This is a genomic window from Candidatus Rokuibacteriota bacterium, from assembly GCA_016188005.1.
In the GTDB taxonomy this organism is placed as follows: Bacteria; Methylomirabilota; Methylomirabilia; order Rokubacteriales; family CSP1-6; genus UBA12499.
In genome coordinates this window covers 1-17,721 of sequence record JACPIQ010000062.1, presented here as the reverse complement: position 1 = coordinate 17,721, position 17,721 = coordinate 1, and the positions used below count along the sequence as shown (strand labels likewise).

15 protein-coding genes and 1 tRNA gene are annotated in these 17,721 nt (G+C 71.1%); 1 reads left to right on the top strand and 15 read right to left on the bottom strand.

Annotation, left to right across the window (positions count from 1 at the left end; genetic code table 11):
- Window positions 1–7: 7 nt before the first annotated feature.
- From HYV93_11665 to HYV93_11605, 13 genes are all read right to left on the bottom strand, one after another.
- Window positions 8–1,399 (bottom strand): glutamate mutase L, encoded by a 1,392-nt coding sequence (locus HYV93_11665; protein MBI2526631.1) that lies wholly within the window; start codon window positions 1,397–1,399, stop codon window positions 8–10.
- A gap of 2 nt (window positions 1,400–1,401) precedes the next feature.
- On the bottom strand, window positions 1,402–1,716 hold the full coding sequence (locus HYV93_11660) for a DUF4387 domain-containing protein (protein MBI2526630.1): 315 nt from the start codon (window positions 1,714–1,716) through the stop codon (window positions 1,402–1,404).
- Between the two features lie 7 nt (window positions 1,717–1,723).
- Window positions 1,724–3,223, bottom strand: coding sequence for a methylaspartate mutase subunit E (locus tag HYV93_11655; GenBank protein MBI2526629.1), 1,500 nt, complete (start codon window positions 3,221–3,223; stop codon window positions 1,724–1,726).
- Between the two features lie 58 nt (window positions 3,224–3,281).
- Window positions 3,282–3,740, bottom strand: a complete 459-nt coding sequence (locus HYV93_11650; protein ID MBI2526628.1) for a methylaspartate mutase subunit S — start codon at window positions 3,738–3,740, stop codon at window positions 3,282–3,284.
- A gap of 57 nt (window positions 3,741–3,797) precedes the next feature.
- Complete coding sequence (locus tag HYV93_11645) at window positions 3,798–5,669, bottom strand: TRAP transporter fused permease subunit (GenBank protein MBI2526627.1); 1,872 nt, start codon at window positions 5,667–5,669, stop codon at window positions 3,798–3,800.
- Between the two features lie 13 nt (window positions 5,670–5,682).
- Window positions 5,683–6,693 carry a TAXI family TRAP transporter solute-binding subunit gene (locus tag HYV93_11640; GenBank protein ID MBI2526626.1) on the bottom strand — a complete coding sequence of 337 codons (1,011 nt, stop codon included), beginning with the start codon at window positions 6,691–6,693 and terminating at the stop codon, window positions 5,683–5,685.
- Complete coding sequence (locus HYV93_11635; protein MBI2526625.1) at window positions 6,686–8,164, bottom strand: acyclic terpene utilization AtuA family protein; 1,479 nt, start codon at window positions 8,162–8,164, stop codon at window positions 6,686–6,688. The genes HYV93_11640 and HYV93_11635 overlap by 8 nt, the downstream gene beginning before the upstream one ends.
- On the bottom strand, window positions 8,161–10,242 hold the full coding sequence (locus tag HYV93_11630) for a hydantoinase/oxoprolinase family protein (protein MBI2526624.1): 2,082 nt from the start codon (window positions 10,240–10,242) through the stop codon (window positions 8,161–8,163). Before HYV93_11630 ends, HYV93_11635 begins: the two co-directional genes overlap by 4 nt.
- Complete coding sequence (locus HYV93_11625) at window positions 10,239–11,897, bottom strand: hydantoinase B/oxoprolinase family protein (protein ID MBI2526623.1); 1,659 nt, start codon at window positions 11,895–11,897, stop codon at window positions 10,239–10,241. The genes HYV93_11630 and HYV93_11625 overlap by 4 nt, the downstream gene beginning before the upstream one ends.
- Complete coding sequence (locus HYV93_11620) at window positions 11,894–12,718, bottom strand: ABC transporter ATP-binding protein (protein ID MBI2526622.1); 825 nt, start codon at window positions 12,716–12,718, stop codon at window positions 11,894–11,896. The genes HYV93_11625 and HYV93_11620 overlap by 4 nt, the downstream gene beginning before the upstream one ends.
- Complete coding sequence (locus HYV93_11615; protein MBI2526621.1) at window positions 12,715–13,467, bottom strand: ABC transporter permease; 753 nt, start codon at window positions 13,465–13,467, stop codon at window positions 12,715–12,717. Before HYV93_11615 ends, HYV93_11620 begins: the two co-directional genes overlap by 4 nt.
- Window positions 13,468–13,538: 71 nt before the next feature.
- Window positions 13,539–14,597 carry an ABC transporter substrate-binding protein gene (locus HYV93_11610; GenBank protein MBI2526620.1) on the bottom strand — a complete coding sequence of 353 codons (1,059 nt, stop codon included), beginning with the start codon at window positions 14,595–14,597 and terminating at the stop codon, window positions 13,539–13,541.
- A 30-nt stretch (window positions 14,598–14,627) separates the two neighbouring features.
- Window positions 14,628–16,256 (bottom strand): hypothetical protein, encoded by a 1,629-nt coding sequence (locus HYV93_11605; GenBank protein MBI2526619.1) that lies wholly within the window; start codon window positions 16,254–16,256, stop codon window positions 14,628–14,630.
- Window positions 16,257–16,327: 71 nt separating this feature from the next.
- Between HYV93_11605 and HYV93_11600 the strand changes: the two genes are divergently transcribed.
- Window positions 16,328–17,230: a LysR family transcriptional regulator gene (locus HYV93_11600; protein MBI2526618.1), complete on the top strand. Its 903-nt coding sequence runs from the start codon at window positions 16,328–16,330 to the stop codon at window positions 17,228–17,230.
- 123 nt (window positions 17,231–17,353) lie between these two features.
- Here HYV93_11600 and HYV93_11595 read toward each other — a convergent pair.
- A tRNA-Arg gene (locus HYV93_11595) sits at window positions 17,354–17,430 on the bottom strand.
- 150 nt (window positions 17,431–17,580) lie between these two features.
- A partial coding sequence (locus tag HYV93_11590; protein ID MBI2526617.1) for an ABC transporter permease occupies window positions 17,581–17,721 on the bottom strand: 141 nt, incomplete at its 5' end.

The following is a 17,721-nucleotide window of genomic DNA, read 5'->3' as shown; positions in this document are numbered from 1 at the left end:
CCCGAGATCAGGCGTCGACGAGATGTCGCTTCATGAGACGAAGTGCCGCCCGCGGGTCGTCGCCGGCCAGCAGTCCCATCGCGTAGAGCAGGTACGAGCGATCGACCAGCAGCCGCGCATCGCGCGGGCGCAGCGAGAACGGGCTCGTCGCGTCGACCAGCGCGCCCTCGAGGACGCGGCGCGGCGCCGCGCCGTGGGCGAAGATGCCGCCGGTCCCGACGACCACGCCCACACGAGTGAGGTCCTTGCCCCGCACGACCTGGACCGGCGTCGCCGCGATGCCGTACACGGTCTCGACGGTCCCCGCGTGGCGTCCCACCGCGATCGAGACCGCGGTGCGGGCGAGCGCCTCGTCGAGCGCGTGCTCGTCGCGCGTCGTCGGGACGCGCTCGGTCTCGCGCGCGAGCTGCGCCACCATCGTCGTCACGCGCGCCGCCGGAAGGCTCGCGAGCGACGCGAGCCGCTCCCCTCCCGCCGCCTCGAGCACGGAGCCCGCGTTCACGCGAAGTCCCAGGTCCCCCTCGACCGTGCGCTTCGCGAACGGCTCCGGCAGCCCGCGCACCACCCACGTCGGATCGCTCGGCGTCCCCGACGCCGCGGAGTGCACGTCGGTGGTCGCGCCGCCCACGTCGACGACCACGACGTCGCCGACGCCGGCCTCGCCAGGAACGCCGTGCGCGAGCAGCACCGCCGCCAGGAGCACGGCCATGGGCGTCGGCATGAGCACGTCGCCGACCATCGGGCGCACGCGATGCATGCCCTTCGCCTCCACGATCCGGCGCATGAACAGCTCACGCACCGCGTCGCGCACGGGCTCGACGTTCAGCCGGCCGATCTCGGGCAGCACGTTCTCGGTGACGACGACGTCCTTGCCGCCGGCGCGCAGGAGCGCCTCCACCTCGTCGGTCGCGTCCTTGTTGCCGGCGTAGACGATCGGGCACGTCAGCGAGGTCCGGGCGAGCGCGGCCGCGTTGTGACGCACGACCTCGCTGTTGCCCCCGTCGGTGCCGCCGGCCAGCAGCACGATCTCGGGTGCGAGCGCCTCGAGCGCCGCCGCCTCGCGGGAGTTGAGGCGATGCGCGAAGACGCGCAGCACCCGCGCCCCGGCGCCGAGCGCCGCGCGCCGAGCCGCCTCCGCGGTGAGCTCGGGCACGAGCCCGAGGGCGGCGAGCCGAAGGCCGCCGGCCGCGCTGCTCGACGCCATGAATCGTCCGGCCGCCACGGCCGGCGTGCCGAGCGCGGTACGCAGCTCACCGAGCGCTGCGTCGAGCCCGACCCGCACGTCGGTGTCGACGGTGGACGGCGCCTGGACGCGCGCGAGCACGCGCGGTGCTGCGGGATCCACCGCGACGATCTTCGTGAACGTGCTGCCGAAGTCGATCAGGAAGACCGCGGGCACGGTCACACGTCCGGGATGTGCAGGTTCAGCAGCGGCAGGTGCTGCTGTGCTCCGTAGATGTCGGTGTCGTCCGGGTCGCCCGCCGGAACCCGCCGCACGAGCGTGATCTTGATCGAGCGCGACGCGTCGTGCGCGATGACCGTCACGTCGTCGGGCGGTCTCCGGTAGAGCGCGGCCATCGCCGCGCGATCGAACACGTTCGACGCCAGCACCCGCCGGTAGAGCGCCTCGTCGTCGAACATCACGTCGGCGGTCAGGTAGAAGGGCCCGGCGTTCTTGGTGCGGATGACCTTCGCGATCTCCCTGAGCGTCGCCATCCCGGCCCTACGTCCTGGCCGCCCGCGCCGCGCTGCCCGCGAGCACGCCGGTGCTGAGGAAGAGCACGTCCTCCACGACCTCCTGGTACCCGACGGGACGCCCGAGCACGGCCTCGCGCTCGGCGATCTTCTCGCGGTGGTACGCGAGCACGTCCTTCGGGATCGGCAGGTCGCCGGGGTCGAGGAAGCGAACGGCGCCGTCGGCATCGCGGACGACCAGCACCTTGCCCGCACAGTGACGGCTGGCCGCGAACGGCACGTCGAGGTACCCGGCCTTGACCGCGCGGACGATGCCGACGGCCGGGTCGCCGCCGCCGACCTCGAGCACCCGGTCGACCACGGCGCGCGTCTCGGCCTCGACCATCTCCGCCTCGCGCGCGAGCGCCCGCTCGTCGAGCGGCACGCGCTGCGCCTTCACCATGTCGACCGTGTGGCGCACGGAGCGAATCGACGCCGCGTTCTTCTCCTTCGCCGGCACCCCGACCGCCTCCTCGACGGACTTGATGATCAGCTCGTCGGCGCCGGCGAGCGCGCCGATCGTCGAGTTGAACGCGAGCAGCGCGTAGGCCTTCGGCTCGTCCTGCGGAAACGCACCGGACCACGTCTTGTTGACGGTGTACACGCTCACGTCGGGATAGCCCGACCGGCGGCAGTAGTCCGTCACCACGCCGGCCGCGATCCGCGCCGCCGCGACGTCCTGCACCAGGTTCCCCATGCAGCGCGTGTCGATGTGGACGTTGCGCACGCCTTGCTCGGCGGCGAGCAGCGTCTCGAGCACGACCGCCGCGTTCAGCAGGCTGTGCGGGAAGTGCGCCGAGTTGTGGGCGCCGTGCACGTTGAGCGAGATCGGCACGCCGCGCTCCTGGTAGATGCCGGCGAGCCGGAAGAGGTACTGCCAGTAGCGGATCGAGTCGGCGAGCTCGACACCGCTCGAGTAGTGGAAGGTGTAGTAGATGGGGCCGACCGTGAAGCCGGAGTGGCCGGAGGCGAAGGCCATCTCGGCCACGAGGCGCAGGTCGGGCGCCCCGGCCCTGAGCTCGACCGGCACGCGGAGCTGCTCCACCACGCGCCGCGCCTTCGCGACCCCGTGGTTGACGATCGGGAATCCGTTCAAGAGCGACCGGCCCGCGTGCTCGCTCTCCGTGATCTTCGTCTCCGCCTCGGCGAACCGCAGCGTCCGCGTGAGGCTGTCGACCTGCGTCGGCACGACGTCGGCGCCACCCTCGTCCTGAAGGCACCGCGTGAGCGCGATCTGGCCGCCGACCGTGGCGACGCCGGCGAGCGGCTGGATCAGCGTCCGGCCCGTGCGCCGCGCCTCGGCCAGCCGTCGGGCGTGGTTCTGGCCGGGTTTGAGCGAGCGATGAAAGCCCACGGCCTCGTCGAGATCGACCTCGCGGCCCGTGGGCCACATCGCCAGCACCTGGGCGCGCACGGCCTGGAACTCCTCGTCGGTCCACCGGGCGTTCCGCACGTTGCTCGGCGGCCCCCCGACCGCACGCGGGCTCACTGGAGTCTCCTCCAGGCCGAGGGCCTCGCGCGGCGTCGGCCCGCTTCGCCCTGCGAGCTCACCGGGGGCCCCCCGGGCCCGCGACCGCCGGCGCGCCGGGCTCCGCCCGGAGATCCGCAATCGCCCGCTCGGGCGGCGTCCCCGGCGCGTACACACGGTCGAAGCCGAAGCCGCGGTACTTCGCCTCGACCTCGTCCCACTTCTGTCGCCCGACGCCGAGGAAACCGCCGACGTAGAGCTTGATCCCGTCGAGGCCGGCCTCGTCGCACTTCGCGCGGAAGTCGCGGAGGAACAGCTCGGCGTGACCCGAGAGCGACGACACCAGGATCGCGCCTGCCGCCGTCTCGACCGCCGCCTGGATGAACTCCTCGGGCGCGACCTGCGCGCCAAGCGAGACGACCGTGAAGCCGGCGTTGCGGAGCGCGTGCTCGAGGACGCGGATGCCGATGACGTGGATGTCGTCGCCCACCACGCCCGTGATCACCGTCGGAACACCCCGTCGCAGCTCATCACCCATGATTCCCTCGCTGACCGTCTCGATCACCGTGGGCCCGTTCGACCGTGCCCCCAGGGCTCACCCCGTGACCCGGGCAGACACGGGCTCCGACCGCATCGCGTGCAGCGCCGTCGCCAGGCCGATCACGCCGAGGCCCGCCATGTCGACGAGCACCGCCGGCGAGATCAGCAAGACGCAGCCGACGCCGAACAGCACGCGCTCGAGCCACGTCGCCGCCCGGAGCCCCCAGCCCTGCACCGCGACCACGGAGGCGACGACGACGATGGCGGCCCGGAACGTGGCCCAGACGATGTCGCGCAGATCGCCGTCGAGCAGCAAGGCCGGATTGAACACGAACATGAACGGCAAGATGAATTTCGACACGGCGAGTCGCATCGCTTCCCACGAGGTCTTGAGGTAGTTCGCCTCCGCGATGCCGGCGGTCAGCATCGCGGCGGGCGCGACCGGCGGCGTGATCACCGCCGTCATCGCGCCGTAGAGGATGAACATGTGCGCGGCGAGCGGGTTGGCGCCCGCTTTCACCATCGCGGGCGCGACCATCGCAGCCAGGATGATGTAGGTCGTCACCGCGGGCAGCGGCAGCCCGAGGATCTGGGTCGCCAGGAAGCACAGGATCACCAGTGGCACGAGCTCCTCGCCGGCGAGGCCGATGAGGCGCTCGGAGAACGTGAGGCCCAGTCCCGTGAAGTTGATCAGTGATGCGATCATCTGGGCGGCGATGATCAGCACGCCGATCGAGGCGCCGAGCATGGCGCCGCCGCGCAGCGCCGCGATCATCCGCCGGAACGTCATGCGGTGCCTCGTCGGGAGGAGCACCACGGGGATCGACAGCACGCCGAGCAGTCCGGCGCGCTCCGCCGGATAGTCCCATCCGATGAGGAGCCCGAGCACGAGCACGAGGGGCAGGAAGTAGTACCACCCTTCCTTGAGCGTCGGCCAGAGCGGGGGCACCTCCTCGCGCGGCATGCCGCGGAGCCCCTGCTTGCACGCCTCCGCGTGAACGGAGAGGAACACGCTGACGTAGAACAGCACCGAGATCAGCGCCGCCGCCCTCGCCACCGTGCCGTACGTGATGCCGAGGAGCGCGATCATCACGAACACGGAGCCGGCCATCACGGGCGGGGTGACCTCGCCGCCGATGCTGGCCACTGCCTCGACCGCGCCCGCGAACTCCCGCCGGTACCCGGCGCGCCGCATCATCGGAATCGTGATCTGGCCGGTGGAGGCGGCATTCGCGAGCGCGCTGCCGGAGAGCATCGCGAAGCACGCGCTGGCGGCGACCGCGACCTTGGCCGCCCCGCCGCGTGCGGTGCCGAAGATCGCCTGCGCCACGCGAGAGTAGTACTCGCCGCCGCCGGACTGCTCGAGGAACGCACCGAAGAGGATGAAGATGAACACGAACGTGGCGGAGACCGCCGTGATGGAACCGTAGATGCCTTCCTGGGTCAGGTAGAGCCGGCTCGCGAGCCGTTGCCACGGCAGCGCGCGCTGGCCGAACGGGCCCGGCACGTAGTCGGAGAACAGCGCGTAGAGGAAGAACGTCGCGATCACGATCACGAGCGCCCACCCGTCGAGGCGCTGGCAAAGCGCCAGGAGCAGCAGGATGAGGAGGACGCTGAGCAGCAGCTCGTGCGGGGGGCGCCTCACCGGGTTCTCTGCCGCCTCGTAGAAGAAGCGCAGCGCGTAGGCGGTGGCGACGAGCACGACCACGCCGGCGAGCAGCGCGTCGATCCGGACGCGGTCCGGGCCCGGCCTGAGAACGAAGCCCCGGCTCCAGCCGATCAGCACGATCGCGAAGGCGACGTGCAGGATGTACTTGGTCTCGAAGCCCACGAACCGGTAGTCGACCGTGGCGAGGTGGAAGAGCGACATGGCCACCGCGACCACGGAGAGGAGCCGGCCACCGCCTCGCTCGAGGGCGTCGATCATGCAGTCCGGGCTCCTACTTGAGGAGTCCGACCTCCTTGAAGTATCGGGCCGCGCCCGGGTGGAAGGCGATCCCCGCCTGGACGTACGGCTCCGAGAAGCGGATCACGTTCTCGGCCGAGAACTCCTTCGCCGCGGGGTGCGCCTGCTTGAGCTCGGCCAGGTTCTCGAACACGGTCCGCGTCAGCCAGTAGATCGCGTCGGCGTCGACCTGATCGTGCGTCAGCATGAAGGAGACGGTCCCGATGGTGTGGACGTCCGCATCCTGCCCAGGATACGCGCCCTTCGGGATCGTGAGGCTGTTGTACTCGGGGTATTTCTGCCGGATCCGCCGGATGTCGTCCGGCGTCAACGACAGGAACCGGAGCGGCGTCGTGCGGGCGAGCTCGAGGATGCTCGCGACCGGGACGCCGGTCGGGATGTTGACGGCATCGAGCTGACCGTCCTTGATGCCCTGGAGGCCGGGGGCGACGTGGATCTGCCGCGTCGCCATGTCCTTGAACGCGATGCCCCAGCCCGCCTCCAGGATCTTCTCGTTGGTGTTGTTCATGCCGGAGTTCGGGTTACCGACCGCGACCCGCTTGCCGCGATAGTCGGCCGGCGACGTGATCGCTGACTCCTTGCGCACCACGAAGTGGACCGTGTTCGCGTGCTGGCTGAACGCCAGTCGCACGTTCTTCCACGGTTTGCCCGTCTTCGTCATCGCGAGGAAGTTGTCCGACATTCCGAGCTCGATCTGCCGCGCCATCAGGAGCTCGAAGTTCTCCGCGCTCGACCCGGGGCTCACCTGCGCCACGATCTGCAGACCGGACACCTTCGCGTTGGCGAGCTTCGAGATCGCCGCGCCGAGCGTGTAGAACGTGCCGCCCACCGGCGCCGTCCCCATCTGCCAGCGCTGGGCCTTCACCTTCGGCTCGCCGGGCGGCGGCGTGCGCCGCTCCTGCGCCACGAGCGGCGTCACCACGGCCAGCACGACGAGCAGGGCAACCAGGATGCCGCCGGCACCGCGCACCACACGCTTACGCATGCGACCGTCTCCTCTCGGGTCCCCGAGGGGCGCCGCGGGTTCCCCGGGGCGCCGCCGAGCGTTGGGGGGGATGGGGGGCCATTTCGGGGCCCCCGGTGACGTCGACCAGTTCCATCGGGAAGAGCTCGCACGGGTCGTCCACGGTGACGAGGTGATAGACGTTGAACCGGTACACGGCGCCGCCCGGGATCACGTCCGGCCCGAACGGGATCGCGATGTTGCCCGCGGTGGCGACGATGCCGTCGTAGAAGTAGTGCAGGAAGTACTGCTTCGCGACGCCGCAGACCGAGTGCGCGAGGTCCGCCGACTCGGCCACCACGTCCATGATCACGAACGCCTCGTGCGGGCGCCCGGCGGGCTCGGGGTCGATCTCCCCCATCACGCCGTTCCGGCCGTAGGTCCGGAACCGCAGCCGGTACTCGCGCCCCTCCGCGAGCTTCGGGAACACGCCGGCGACGATCCCCCGCACCGCGGCTGCGGTCTCGTCCAGGTGCTCGATGAAGATCGGATCGCACGTGCCTCCCATCGCGAACGCCCGGTACCCGACGTGTGCCACGCCTTCGAGCTTGATCGTGTACTCCGGCGCGGGCACCCAGCGGCTGCCGCTGACCCGGGTGATCCGCTCGTCGACGGTTTCATACCGGCACTCGCGGAGGTCCAGCATGCCGCCCGGCTCGTACACGCGGTAGGGGTCCGGCTGCTCGTAGAGGCTGTGCGCGGCCACCGACACCGGCGTGCAGCGGCGCGCCGGGTTCTGCGACTCGATCAGGAAGTGGTCGTCGCGCAGATACGCGATCGCGGCGTCGCGACCGCCGGGGTCGGCGCAGGCCGACGCGCACTCGATCAGCTTCGCCTGGTGCATGGCGAGACCCGGATCGAATCCGCTTCGGATCGGCATCGCCGCGAAGATGCTCGTGTCGCACGACCGGCCGGCGACGATGACGTCCGCGCCCGCGTCGAGGGCCTTGATGAACGGCTCGACGCCCATCTGCCCGACGATGCGAACGCTCTGCTCGACGTCCTGCTCCGTGAGCGCGGGCACGCGGCCGCACGGTCCGATGCGTCCCTTGCGCAGCCGGTCGAGGACGAAGTCGCGGTCGATCTCCGAGTGGATCACCGCCATGCGGAACCGGAGACCATGCTCGGCGGCAATCGTCCGCACGATGTCGACCGTGTCCGCAAGATGCGGCTCGCCGCCGGCCGTCCCCGCGGAGCCGATCAGGAGGGGGAGCCGACGCTCGCGCGCCGTCGTCAGCACGAGCTCGAGATCGGCGCGGCGCGACGCGTACCCGGTGGCCGGCTCGCCCGCGCCTAGGAAGTAGGGCCCGGGATCCGTCGAGCCCATGTCGCAGCCGACGTACGCCGGGCCCTGCTCGAGCCCGCGCAGATACGCGGCGCGGGGGATGCCGTACCCGAGCTGGCCCGACGCGCCGAAGCAGCGCATCTCCCTCGCGGCCGGCTCGACGCTCATGGCAGCTCCACCACCAGGTTGCAGTACGGATCGATGCGGCCGACGGCGCCGGGCCCGATGACGACCGTCGACTCACGCTCCTCGAGCGCGGCGGGACCATGGACCGCGGCGCCGGGCGCGAGCGCGTAGCGGTCGTAGACCGTCGCGTCGAGGAAGCCGCGCTGATCGGCGAAGTACATGGGGCGCCGTCCCTTGACGGGACTCCGGTCGGCGCCGGCCGTGTCGGCGAACTCCGGCCTCAGCGACGGGCGCGGGCCGCTGATGGTCGCGCGCCACGTGATCGCCTCCACCGGGTTCTCCTCGAGCGCGCGGCCGAAGAACCGCCGGTAGGCGTCGAGGAACGCCGAGCGGATCTCCGCGAGGCGCTCGGGCCCGAGCGGCCCTCCCGGCAGCGGCATCGGGATCTCGAAGCCCTGGCCGACGTATCGCATCTCGGCGCTGCGATCGATCGTGACGTGCTCGGCCGCGACGCCGAGCTCGTGGAGGGCCTCTCGCCCGCGCGCTTCCATCTCGTCGTAGAGCGCGGCGACGTGCGCCCAGTCGAGCGCGTCGAGCCGGCCGACGTAGCTCCGCACCTGATCGACGGCCATCGGCGCGACGAGGAACCCGAGCGCCGACGTGGTACCGGCGCCGAGCGGGAAGATCACGCGGCGCAGGCGCAGCAGCTGCGCGAGCCGGTAGGCGTGCACGGGACCGGCGCCGCCGAACGCGATGAGCTCGTACTTCCGCAAGTCGCGCCCGCGTTCGGCGACGTGCAGACGCGTGGCGGTCGCCATGTTCGCGTTCACGACCTCCTGGATGCCCGCAGCGGCCTGGGCGACGTCGCCGCCGAGCGCGGCCGCGACGCCTTTCTCCACGGCGGCCGCGCCGCGGTCGCGGTCGAGCTTCATGCGGCCGCCGAGGAAGAAGCCCGCGTTCAGGTGGCCGAGCACGAGATCCGCGTCGGTCACGGTGGGATCGGTGCCCCCGCGCCCGTAGCACGCCGGTCCCGGATCGGCGCCGGCGCTCTCGGGCCCGACCTTGAGCAGCCCCATGCGGTCGACACGCGCGATCGAGCCGCCGCCGGCGCCGATCTCGATCATCTCGATGACCGGCGCCTTCACGGTGAAGCCCGAGCCCTTCTTGAACCGGTGCACGCGAGCCGCCTCGAACTCGTGGACGACGGCCACCTCGCCGTCGTCGATCAGGCACATCTTGGCCGTCGTGCCGCCCATGTCGAACGCGATGAGGTTCGGGTGGCCCGAGAGCTGACCGTAGAACCGCGCCGCCATCGCGCCGCCCGCCGGTCCGGACTCGAGGAGCCGGATCGGCATCGCGGCGGCGGCGGGGGCGCTGACGAGCGAGCCGTTCGACTGCATCAGGTGGAACGGTCCGGCCAGCCCGCGCTGGCGGAGCGATGCCTCGAGCCGCCCGAGGTAGCGCGCGACGATCGGCAGCACGTACGCGTTCGCGACCGCCGTCGACGTGCGCTCGTACTCGCGGATCTCCGGCACGAGATCCACCGAGAGCGTCACGGCCGCCTCGGGGAACAGCCGGCCCAGCGCCTCGGCGACGGCGCGCTCGTGGACCGGGTTCGCGTAGGAGTGGATCAGCGACACCGCGACCGACGTGACGCCCTCGGCGCGGAAGAGATCGACGATGGCCGGCAGCCCGTCGAGCGCGAGCGGCCGGAGCTCCTCGCCGGTGGCCGAGATGCGGCCGGGCAGCCCTCGGCGGAGAAAGCGCGGGACGAGCGGCTCGGGACGCTCGATCGTGAGGTCGTAGATGTCATAGCGGAACTCACGGCCGATCTCGAGGCTGTCGCGGAACCCCTCGGTCGTGACGAGTCCGACGTTCACCCCCTTCCGCTCGATGATCGTGTTCGTCACCAGCGTCGTCCCGTGGATCACCGCGGCGACGGCGTCCAGCGGGCGTCCCGACGAGTCGAGCAACTCCGCGAGACCCGCCAGCACGCCCTCGCTGGGATCCGCGGGCGTCGTGAGGCACTTCCCGAGATGGACGGTGCCGCGCGCCTCGTCGAGCAGGACGAAGTCGGTGAACGTGCCGCCGACGTCGATGCCGATGCGCGGCGCCGTCATCGCGGGCCTCCGTCGTATCCGTAGATCGCTCGCGCTGCCTCGGCGGAGATCAGCTCGTCGCGCAGATCCCGCGCCACCAGCGCCCGCGCGCGCTCGGTTGGCGGACCGTATCCTCCGCCGCCAGCGTAGTGAATCGTCAGGCGGTCGCCCGGACGCGCGATCACGCGTCCCTTCGCCGGCACCCGCTCTGAGCCGTTCATCACGAGCCGCGCCGCTCCTCCTGGCAGTCCGCCGAACAGTCCCCATGCCGGGTGATCGATGCGGTCGAACTGCGTCGACAGCGCGACGGGCTCCCTCGACACGACCTCGACCACGACGCGCTGGCCGAGGCCGCCGCGCTGGCGGCCGGGCCCGCCGCTGTCCGGCAGTAGCTCGCGCTCCCAGAACACGAGCGGGGCCACGCCCTCCATGACCTCGACGGCCGCGCAGCCCGCGTTGGTCGGGAACCCGGTGCAGGACAGTCCGTCGACGTGCGGGCGCGCGCCCATGCCGCCGTTCGGGAACAGGATCTGCGCGAACCGGCTGCCGTGGCGATCGACGCCGTAGCACGCGACGCGGAGCCCGGGGCACGAGCCGGAGTCGGCGATGACGCGGTCGGGCAGCGCCTGGCTCAGCGCGCCGAGCAGCGCGGACGACACGCAGTGCCCGGTCATCGAACGCGCGTTCACCGCGGCGGGTCGCCGCGCGTTCAGGATCGAGCCCTCGGGCGCGATGATCCGCATCGGCCGATACGATCCGCCCGTCTTGCGCGTGAACGGGTCGAGCACGCACTTCACCGTGTAGCAGCTGAAGGCGTACGTGTAGTTGAAGACGGCGTTGATGCCGCGGCGCGACTGTGCCGATGTCCCGGTGAAGTCGGCCTCGAGCTCGTCGCCGCGCACGCGCACGGTGACGACGATGCGCGTCGGCCGCTCGAAACCGTCGATCTCCATCTCGAAGCGGTACTCGCCGTCGGGCACCTCGGCGATCGCCTGGCGCATCGCGCTCTCGGCGCGCCCCTGGATCGCATCGCCGAGCGCCGCGAGGTCGGGCACGTCCTGCTCCTCGAGGAACTCGACGACCCGCTCGCCGCACACGTGCCCGGCCGCGATCTGCGCATGGAGATCGCCGAGGACCGAGTCCGGGACACGCACGTTCGCGCGGATGAACTCCATGACGTCCTCGTTCAGCTCGCCCCCGCGCTGCACCTTGCAGATCGGGATCCGCAGGCCTTCCTCGAACACCTCCGCGGCGTCGGCCGCGTAGCCGACCCCGCCGATGTCGGCCTTGTGGGACGTGTTGCCGGTGAACGCGACAAGCCGGCCACGATGGAAGATCGGCGTGATCGTCGTCGTGTCGGGCAGGTGGCCCGTGCTGAACCACGGATCGTTCGTGAGCGCGACGTCGCCCGGGCGCCAGGTCTCCGCGGGGTAGCGATCGAGGAAGTGGCGCATCACCAGCGTCATCACGCCGGCGAAGGAGGGCGCGCCGAGCGAGTTCTCGGCGAGCGTCGTGCCATCCGGAGCCAGCAGCACCGCGGCGAAGTCGTTCGACTCGCGCACCGTGGTCGAGAAGGAGGTGCGCTGGAGCGCCAGCGCCGACTCGTCGACGATGGCGAGGAGCCGGCTCCACAGGATCTCGAGCGTGACGGGATCGAAGGCGTCCTTGTGTTTCACGTTGCGAGCCTCGTCTCCTCCTCGAACGCAGCCAGCGCGTCGTCGCGGAGCTGTTCCCAGATCCCCCGGCACAGCTCGGCGAACGAGGCGGTGCGGCGGACCTCGGGATCGCGCGGACGCGGCACGTCGACGCGGAACTGGGCGCGGATGCGGCCGGGCCGCCCCGTCATCAGGAGCACGCGATCCGACAGCAGGACCGCCTCTTCGATGGAATGTGTGACGAAGAGCACCGTCTTCTTCCGGGCCTCCCAGATCCTCAAGAGCTCGGTCTGCATGAGCTCGCGGGTCTGCGCGTCCAGCGCGCCGAACGGCTCGTCCATGAGCAGCACCGGAGGATCGACGGCCAGCGCTCTCACCAGGTTCGCCCGCTGGCGCATGCCGCCGGACAGCTGGTGCGGATAGCGGTGCCGGAAGCGCGTGAGCCCGACGACGGCGAGGAGGCGCTCGACTTCCGCCCGCACCTCGGCGCGGGGCGCACGCCGCACCTCGAGCCCGATCCGGACATTGGCCCCCACCGTCCGCCACGGCAGCAGTGAATCGCCCTGGAACACGAAGCCGCGATCCTGCGCAGGCCTCGGAGAGTCCGCGCCGTTCACCGTCACCCGGCCGGACGTGGCCCGCGTCAACCCGTGGATGATGCGAAGCAACGTCGACTTGCCGCATCCGCTCGGACCGACGAGCGACACGAATTCGCCCGGTTCGATCGCGAACGAGACGCCGTCCAGGACGACGAGCGGCTCGGACAGGTGCTCGTAGACCTTCGTCACGCCCTCGCAGGCGATCCGGCCGGCCTCGCCGCTCACTCGCTGCCCTGGGCTCATCGCGACTCCCGCTCCTCCGTGACGCGCCACGGCGCCGCCCGGTCACCGAGAACGCCGATGAGCCAGGACATGACGACGCCGAACCCCGCGAGGATGACGATGCCCGAGAGCAGCCGCGCCGTGTTGAACGACGCCGCGGCGTTGATGATCGAGTAGCCGATTCCGGCGCGGGCGCCGAAGAGCTCGGCGACGAAGATCCCGGTCGTCGCGCGGGCGACGGAGATCCGCATCCCGGCGAAGAGGAACGGGAGCGCCGCCGGGACACGCACCTTCGCGACGAGCTGGAGCGGCGACGCGCCGAACGCACGCACCGCATCCAGGTATGCCGGGTCGACCTGCCGGATCCCCGTCTCCGTGTTGATGATGATCGGGAACAGCGACACGAGCATGACGAGCGCGACCTTTGCGGACAGCCCGAACCCCAGCCAGATCACGAACAGCGGGGTCAGGGCGATCAGCGGTGTCGAGTAGAGACCGGATACCAGCGGGCCAAGTATCCGCTGCGCGGTCCGGCTGAGACCCATGGCCCCGCCGACGAGGAGACCGAGCACGATCGACAGGCCGAACCCGAGCACGAACTCCGTGCCACTGGCCACGAGATGCTCGGTCATGTCGCCCGACGTGAGCCAGGCCGCCAGATCGGCCAGCACGCGAGAGAACGAGACGAGGAAGATCTCCTTGTCGATCGCTCGCGCGGTGATCTCCCACGCGATGGCGAGTCCCACCAGGCCGCCGAGGCCGAACGGCACGGGCCGAGGGCGGCGCCGTCCGACGCCGCGTGAACGGGTCCGATCCCGCTCGGCCACGGACACGGCGGGCGTCACGGCTGCCCGGCGTCCCTGAGGAACGACGTGTCGATGAACGTGTCCGTCTTGAGACCGCTGATCTTGTCGGTACGCTCGACGACCCTCAGCATCCCCTCGAGGTCCTTCGCGGTCGGCGTCGCGTCCTTGACGAAGCCCTTCAGCTTGCCGATCACGGTGTCGTACGTGGCGTCGGCGTTCTCCGGCGAGGCCTTCGTGTACTTCCTCAGCGCGGCGACGGACGCGGCCTTGTTGGCGGGATCCAGCAGGAAGCGGTTCGCATCGCGAATCGCCCTCGCGTAGGCGACGGCGGCCGGGCGGTTCTTCGCCGCGAAGGGCTTGCTCACCATGTGGCTGATGAACACGAAGCGGGCCGCCTCGTTGACGTAACCGAGGATCCTGAAGCCCGCCTTCTGGGCGGTGAGGTCTTCCGGCGGCGAGAGCACGGTGCCTTGCACGGCGCCGGAGGTGACGGCGGCCAGCCGCTGCGGCGTGGCGCCGGACAGGACGAACTCGACGTCCTTCTCGCCGAGACCATGGGCGCGGAGCAACTCGACGAGGAGGAGTGTCGAGCCCGCCGTGACGCTGGTCACGGCGATCCGCTTTCCGCGCAGCTTCTCGTACGTGTCGATCGCCGGCGCCGTGACCAGGGCGAGCGCGGGATAGGCGCCCCCGGCGATCATCGCGATCGGCGCACCCTTGTTGATGCCCCGGACGATGGAATCGGTCGCCGCGCCACCGAAGTCCGCCGAGCCCGCGACGACGGCCTGGACGGTGTCCGGGCCGCCCGCCACTTCGATGAACTCGGGCTGCAGCCTGTTCTGCACGAGGAAGCCCTGCGCCTCCGCCACCATCACGTCCCAGTACGCCGCGGACTTGAGCCCGCCGCCGATCGCGATCTTGACCGGCGTCATCGCCGCCGGCTTGATGCCTCGGACGCCGGGCGCAGCACCCGGAGCCCCGGCGGGCTGCGCCGATGCGGGACGAGACGCGGCGCCGGCGAGGACGCCGACGCCCATCGCGACGAGGAGCGCCGTGGACACGATCCGTAGCCGGGTCAGCGACTGCACTCTCATCGGACGGTCTCCCATGGTCGGTCGGTGTGGTTACGTGTCGCCGCGCCATCGATCGGCGACGGCTGCGCGGTGGACGGGCTGCCAGACGGCCTGCGCGTAGCCCCATGGTTTCGCCACCATCGAATGCGGCCCGGGCGCTCCGGCCACGACGACCCAGATGCGGTCCGGGCTGGGCGCGACGGGCACACGATCGAGCGCGCTCCACTCCGCGGGCCACTCGGGCTTGGCTCCTCGTCCGTGCAGCCGGCTGCGCTCGTTGCGGGCCTCCTGCCAGAGGAACTGCTGCACATCACGCCGCCGCCACCCTGCCCGCGCGACGATCTCGGCGTGCTCCGGATTCAGGATGACGATGAGGTCGCTGGGCACGTAGGCGTTGTTGCCGCCAACCGTCGCGGCCACGGCGGCCACCGTCGCCAAGAGCTGCTCGGGCGTGGAGGACAGATGGTCGAGCACGTTGTGCGGCGACTCGCACTTCTGCACGAGCACGATGGAATCCCCGGGCGAGACCAGCTCGGTGTGGAGCGGCGGCAGCGGACCGTGAGGGTCGTCGGCGAAGCAGCAGGCGATCTGCCCGGGAGAGCCGAGCTGGCAGAGCGTCGACAGCCCGGGAATCGCGCGGCCGACCGTGATCAGCGTGAGCGCGACGGCCCGCCCGATCGCGAGGTTCGCGCGATGAGCGGGCCCGAGGCAGCCGCGTCCGTGAGCGACGCCGGCCGCCTGGGCCGCGGGACCGCTGAACACGAGCAGGTTGGCGCCCGGGTACGTAGTGATCGAGGCGAGCGATAGCCGATACTCGGGCGCCGCCATCGCTCGGAGCGCCGCGACGACGAGCAGAAAGCACTCGGGACCGCAGCCCGCCATCGCGGCGCAGATCGCGGCCTGACGAACGGTGAGCGGCGAACCGCTCGGCGCCATCGACATCACCAGGCGGTCTTCCGGGTCGCGGTCGCCGGTGGCGAGCAGCGCGTCCACCCGGTCCCGGGTCGGTTCGGTGACTGGAAGCCCGTCGGTGAGGAACTCGCGCGCGGCCACCGCCGCGAACGGCTCCGCAGCCGTCGACGCCGGTCGCCGCGCCAGCGCGGCGACGAATGGAAAGCTCCGGCGAAAGCGGGCCTGGAGCTCGGCCGCTGGTTGGCTGATCGCGTCGCGCAGCGCCGAGCCGAGCTCCGCGACGGCGGCGACGAGCTGATCGGGACCATCGAGGCGACCCCCTGTGATGACCAGCAACGGCAGGCCCGGTGCGAGGAACCCGGCCGAGACCGCGGCGACCTCGATGACCTGTTCGGTGCAGACGATCGCGGTGGGGATGCCACCAGCCTCGGCCGCCGCCGCCAGCTGCACCGTCGGCAATGTCACGCCGGCGTCGCAGAGGGCGAAGACGACGCCGTCGATCCCGCTTCGCTGCCATCGAGCGACGTGCGCGGCGTGATCCGCGACGGGTTCGCTCAAGAGGTCGCTGCACTCGACGGTCACGTGGCCGAGGCGCTCGAGCTGCGCGACCAGCTCCGGCAGGATCGGCATCCAGCGGTGATACGGCGGGCTCAGCTTGCCGTTGTCGAAGCACACCAGGCGACGAGGACTGCCGGACGGCCGGGACGCCAGCGCCACGCCTCGTGGCTGCGGCCGCGGGTCCAGCCAGTTCTGCGCCGTGGGCAGCATGGGCCACTGTGCACGCGCGGCACCCTATCTTTCAAATTAATCGAATGCATGATAGACAATGCACAAGTCGCATGACCCTCGATGAGATCGAAGCCTTCGTCGCCGTCGCCGAGAGCGGCTCCGTGAACCGGGCCGCCCGGCACCTGCGGTTGAGCCAGCCCGCCGTCACGCGCCGGCTCCAGCGGTTCGAGGAGGCGCTCGGCCGATCGCTCTTCGACCGCCGGACCAAGCCGCTGGGGCTGACCCACGCCGGGCGCGACGCGCTCGACCACTGCCGGCAGGTCCTCAAGGCCGCCGCACGACTGCAGCCGGGGCCGACCGCGAGCGACACGGTGATGGGCGAGTGCCGTGTCGGGATCTCACAGGGCTTGCTCGACGTGGGGATCGCCGAACCGCTCGATCGCGTTCGCGCCGCATTCCCACGGCTGAAGGTCCGCATCAGCTCGGGTTCCAGCCCGGCCCTCGTCCAGGAAGCGCGTGAGGGCGGGCTCGAGCTGGCGGTGGTGCATCGCGGCATCGAGGAGGGATTGCCTCGCGGCGTTTCCGGCCGACTCATCGCCCGGGAGCGGCTCGTCGTGATCGCTTCACGCCGGAGCCCGCTGCCGTCAGTGGTGACACCGGCCGACCTCGGAGGCGCGACGTGGGTGCTGAGCTCCGAGGGCCAGGCATCGCGCGGCTCGCTGCGCCAGCTGCTCGCCGGTGTCGAGGCGCCGCTGAAGGTCGCGATCGAGGCGGTCGGCTCCGAGCTCCGACTCTCGCTCGTCGCGCTTGGCGCGGGACTCGGACTCGTCCCCGAGCGCTGGGTCCTCCGTAGCCCGGTGCGCCAGCAGCTGCGCGTGCTGCGTGTTCGCGGACACGACTTGCGGCTGGGGGTGTGGACGGTCCGCGGTCAGGACGCCGGCGCGCTGGCGCCGGCCGTCGACGCGCTCGAGGAAGAGCTGACGCGCGCCTTACGTCCGAAGCGCTCGCCGTGAACGGAGTCCTTCGACAGCTCAACTCATGTCGGCGAGGAAACGCAGGGGCGCCGACTGTGGCACCGTGATTGGCACCGGCGGTCACGGGCGAGAACGGCACTGCGCTGCAACGTGTGGGAGATTTGGCGCGCCCGGAGGGAATCGAACCCCCGACCTTCAGATTCGAAGTCTGACGCTCTATCCGACTGAGCTACGGGCGCGTGACCAGCTGCTTGCGAGCCTCCACGCGTCCGACTCTACCCCAAGCGCCGCGAGTGCGCGGGAGAAGTTCTGGCGGGGCCTGACATCGAGGACCCCGACACCTGTCAAGACCCCACCTCGGGCGCGCCGCCGAGAGGATCAGCGCGCCGCTACACGCGGTCCCGCAGCCTCGGGTCGAGGGCGTCGCGCATGTAGTCGCCCAGCGCGTTGACCGCCAGCACGGTGGCGAATATCGCGAGGCCCGGAAACGCCGTGAGCCACCACGCCGACTGGAGGTAAGTCCGGCCGCT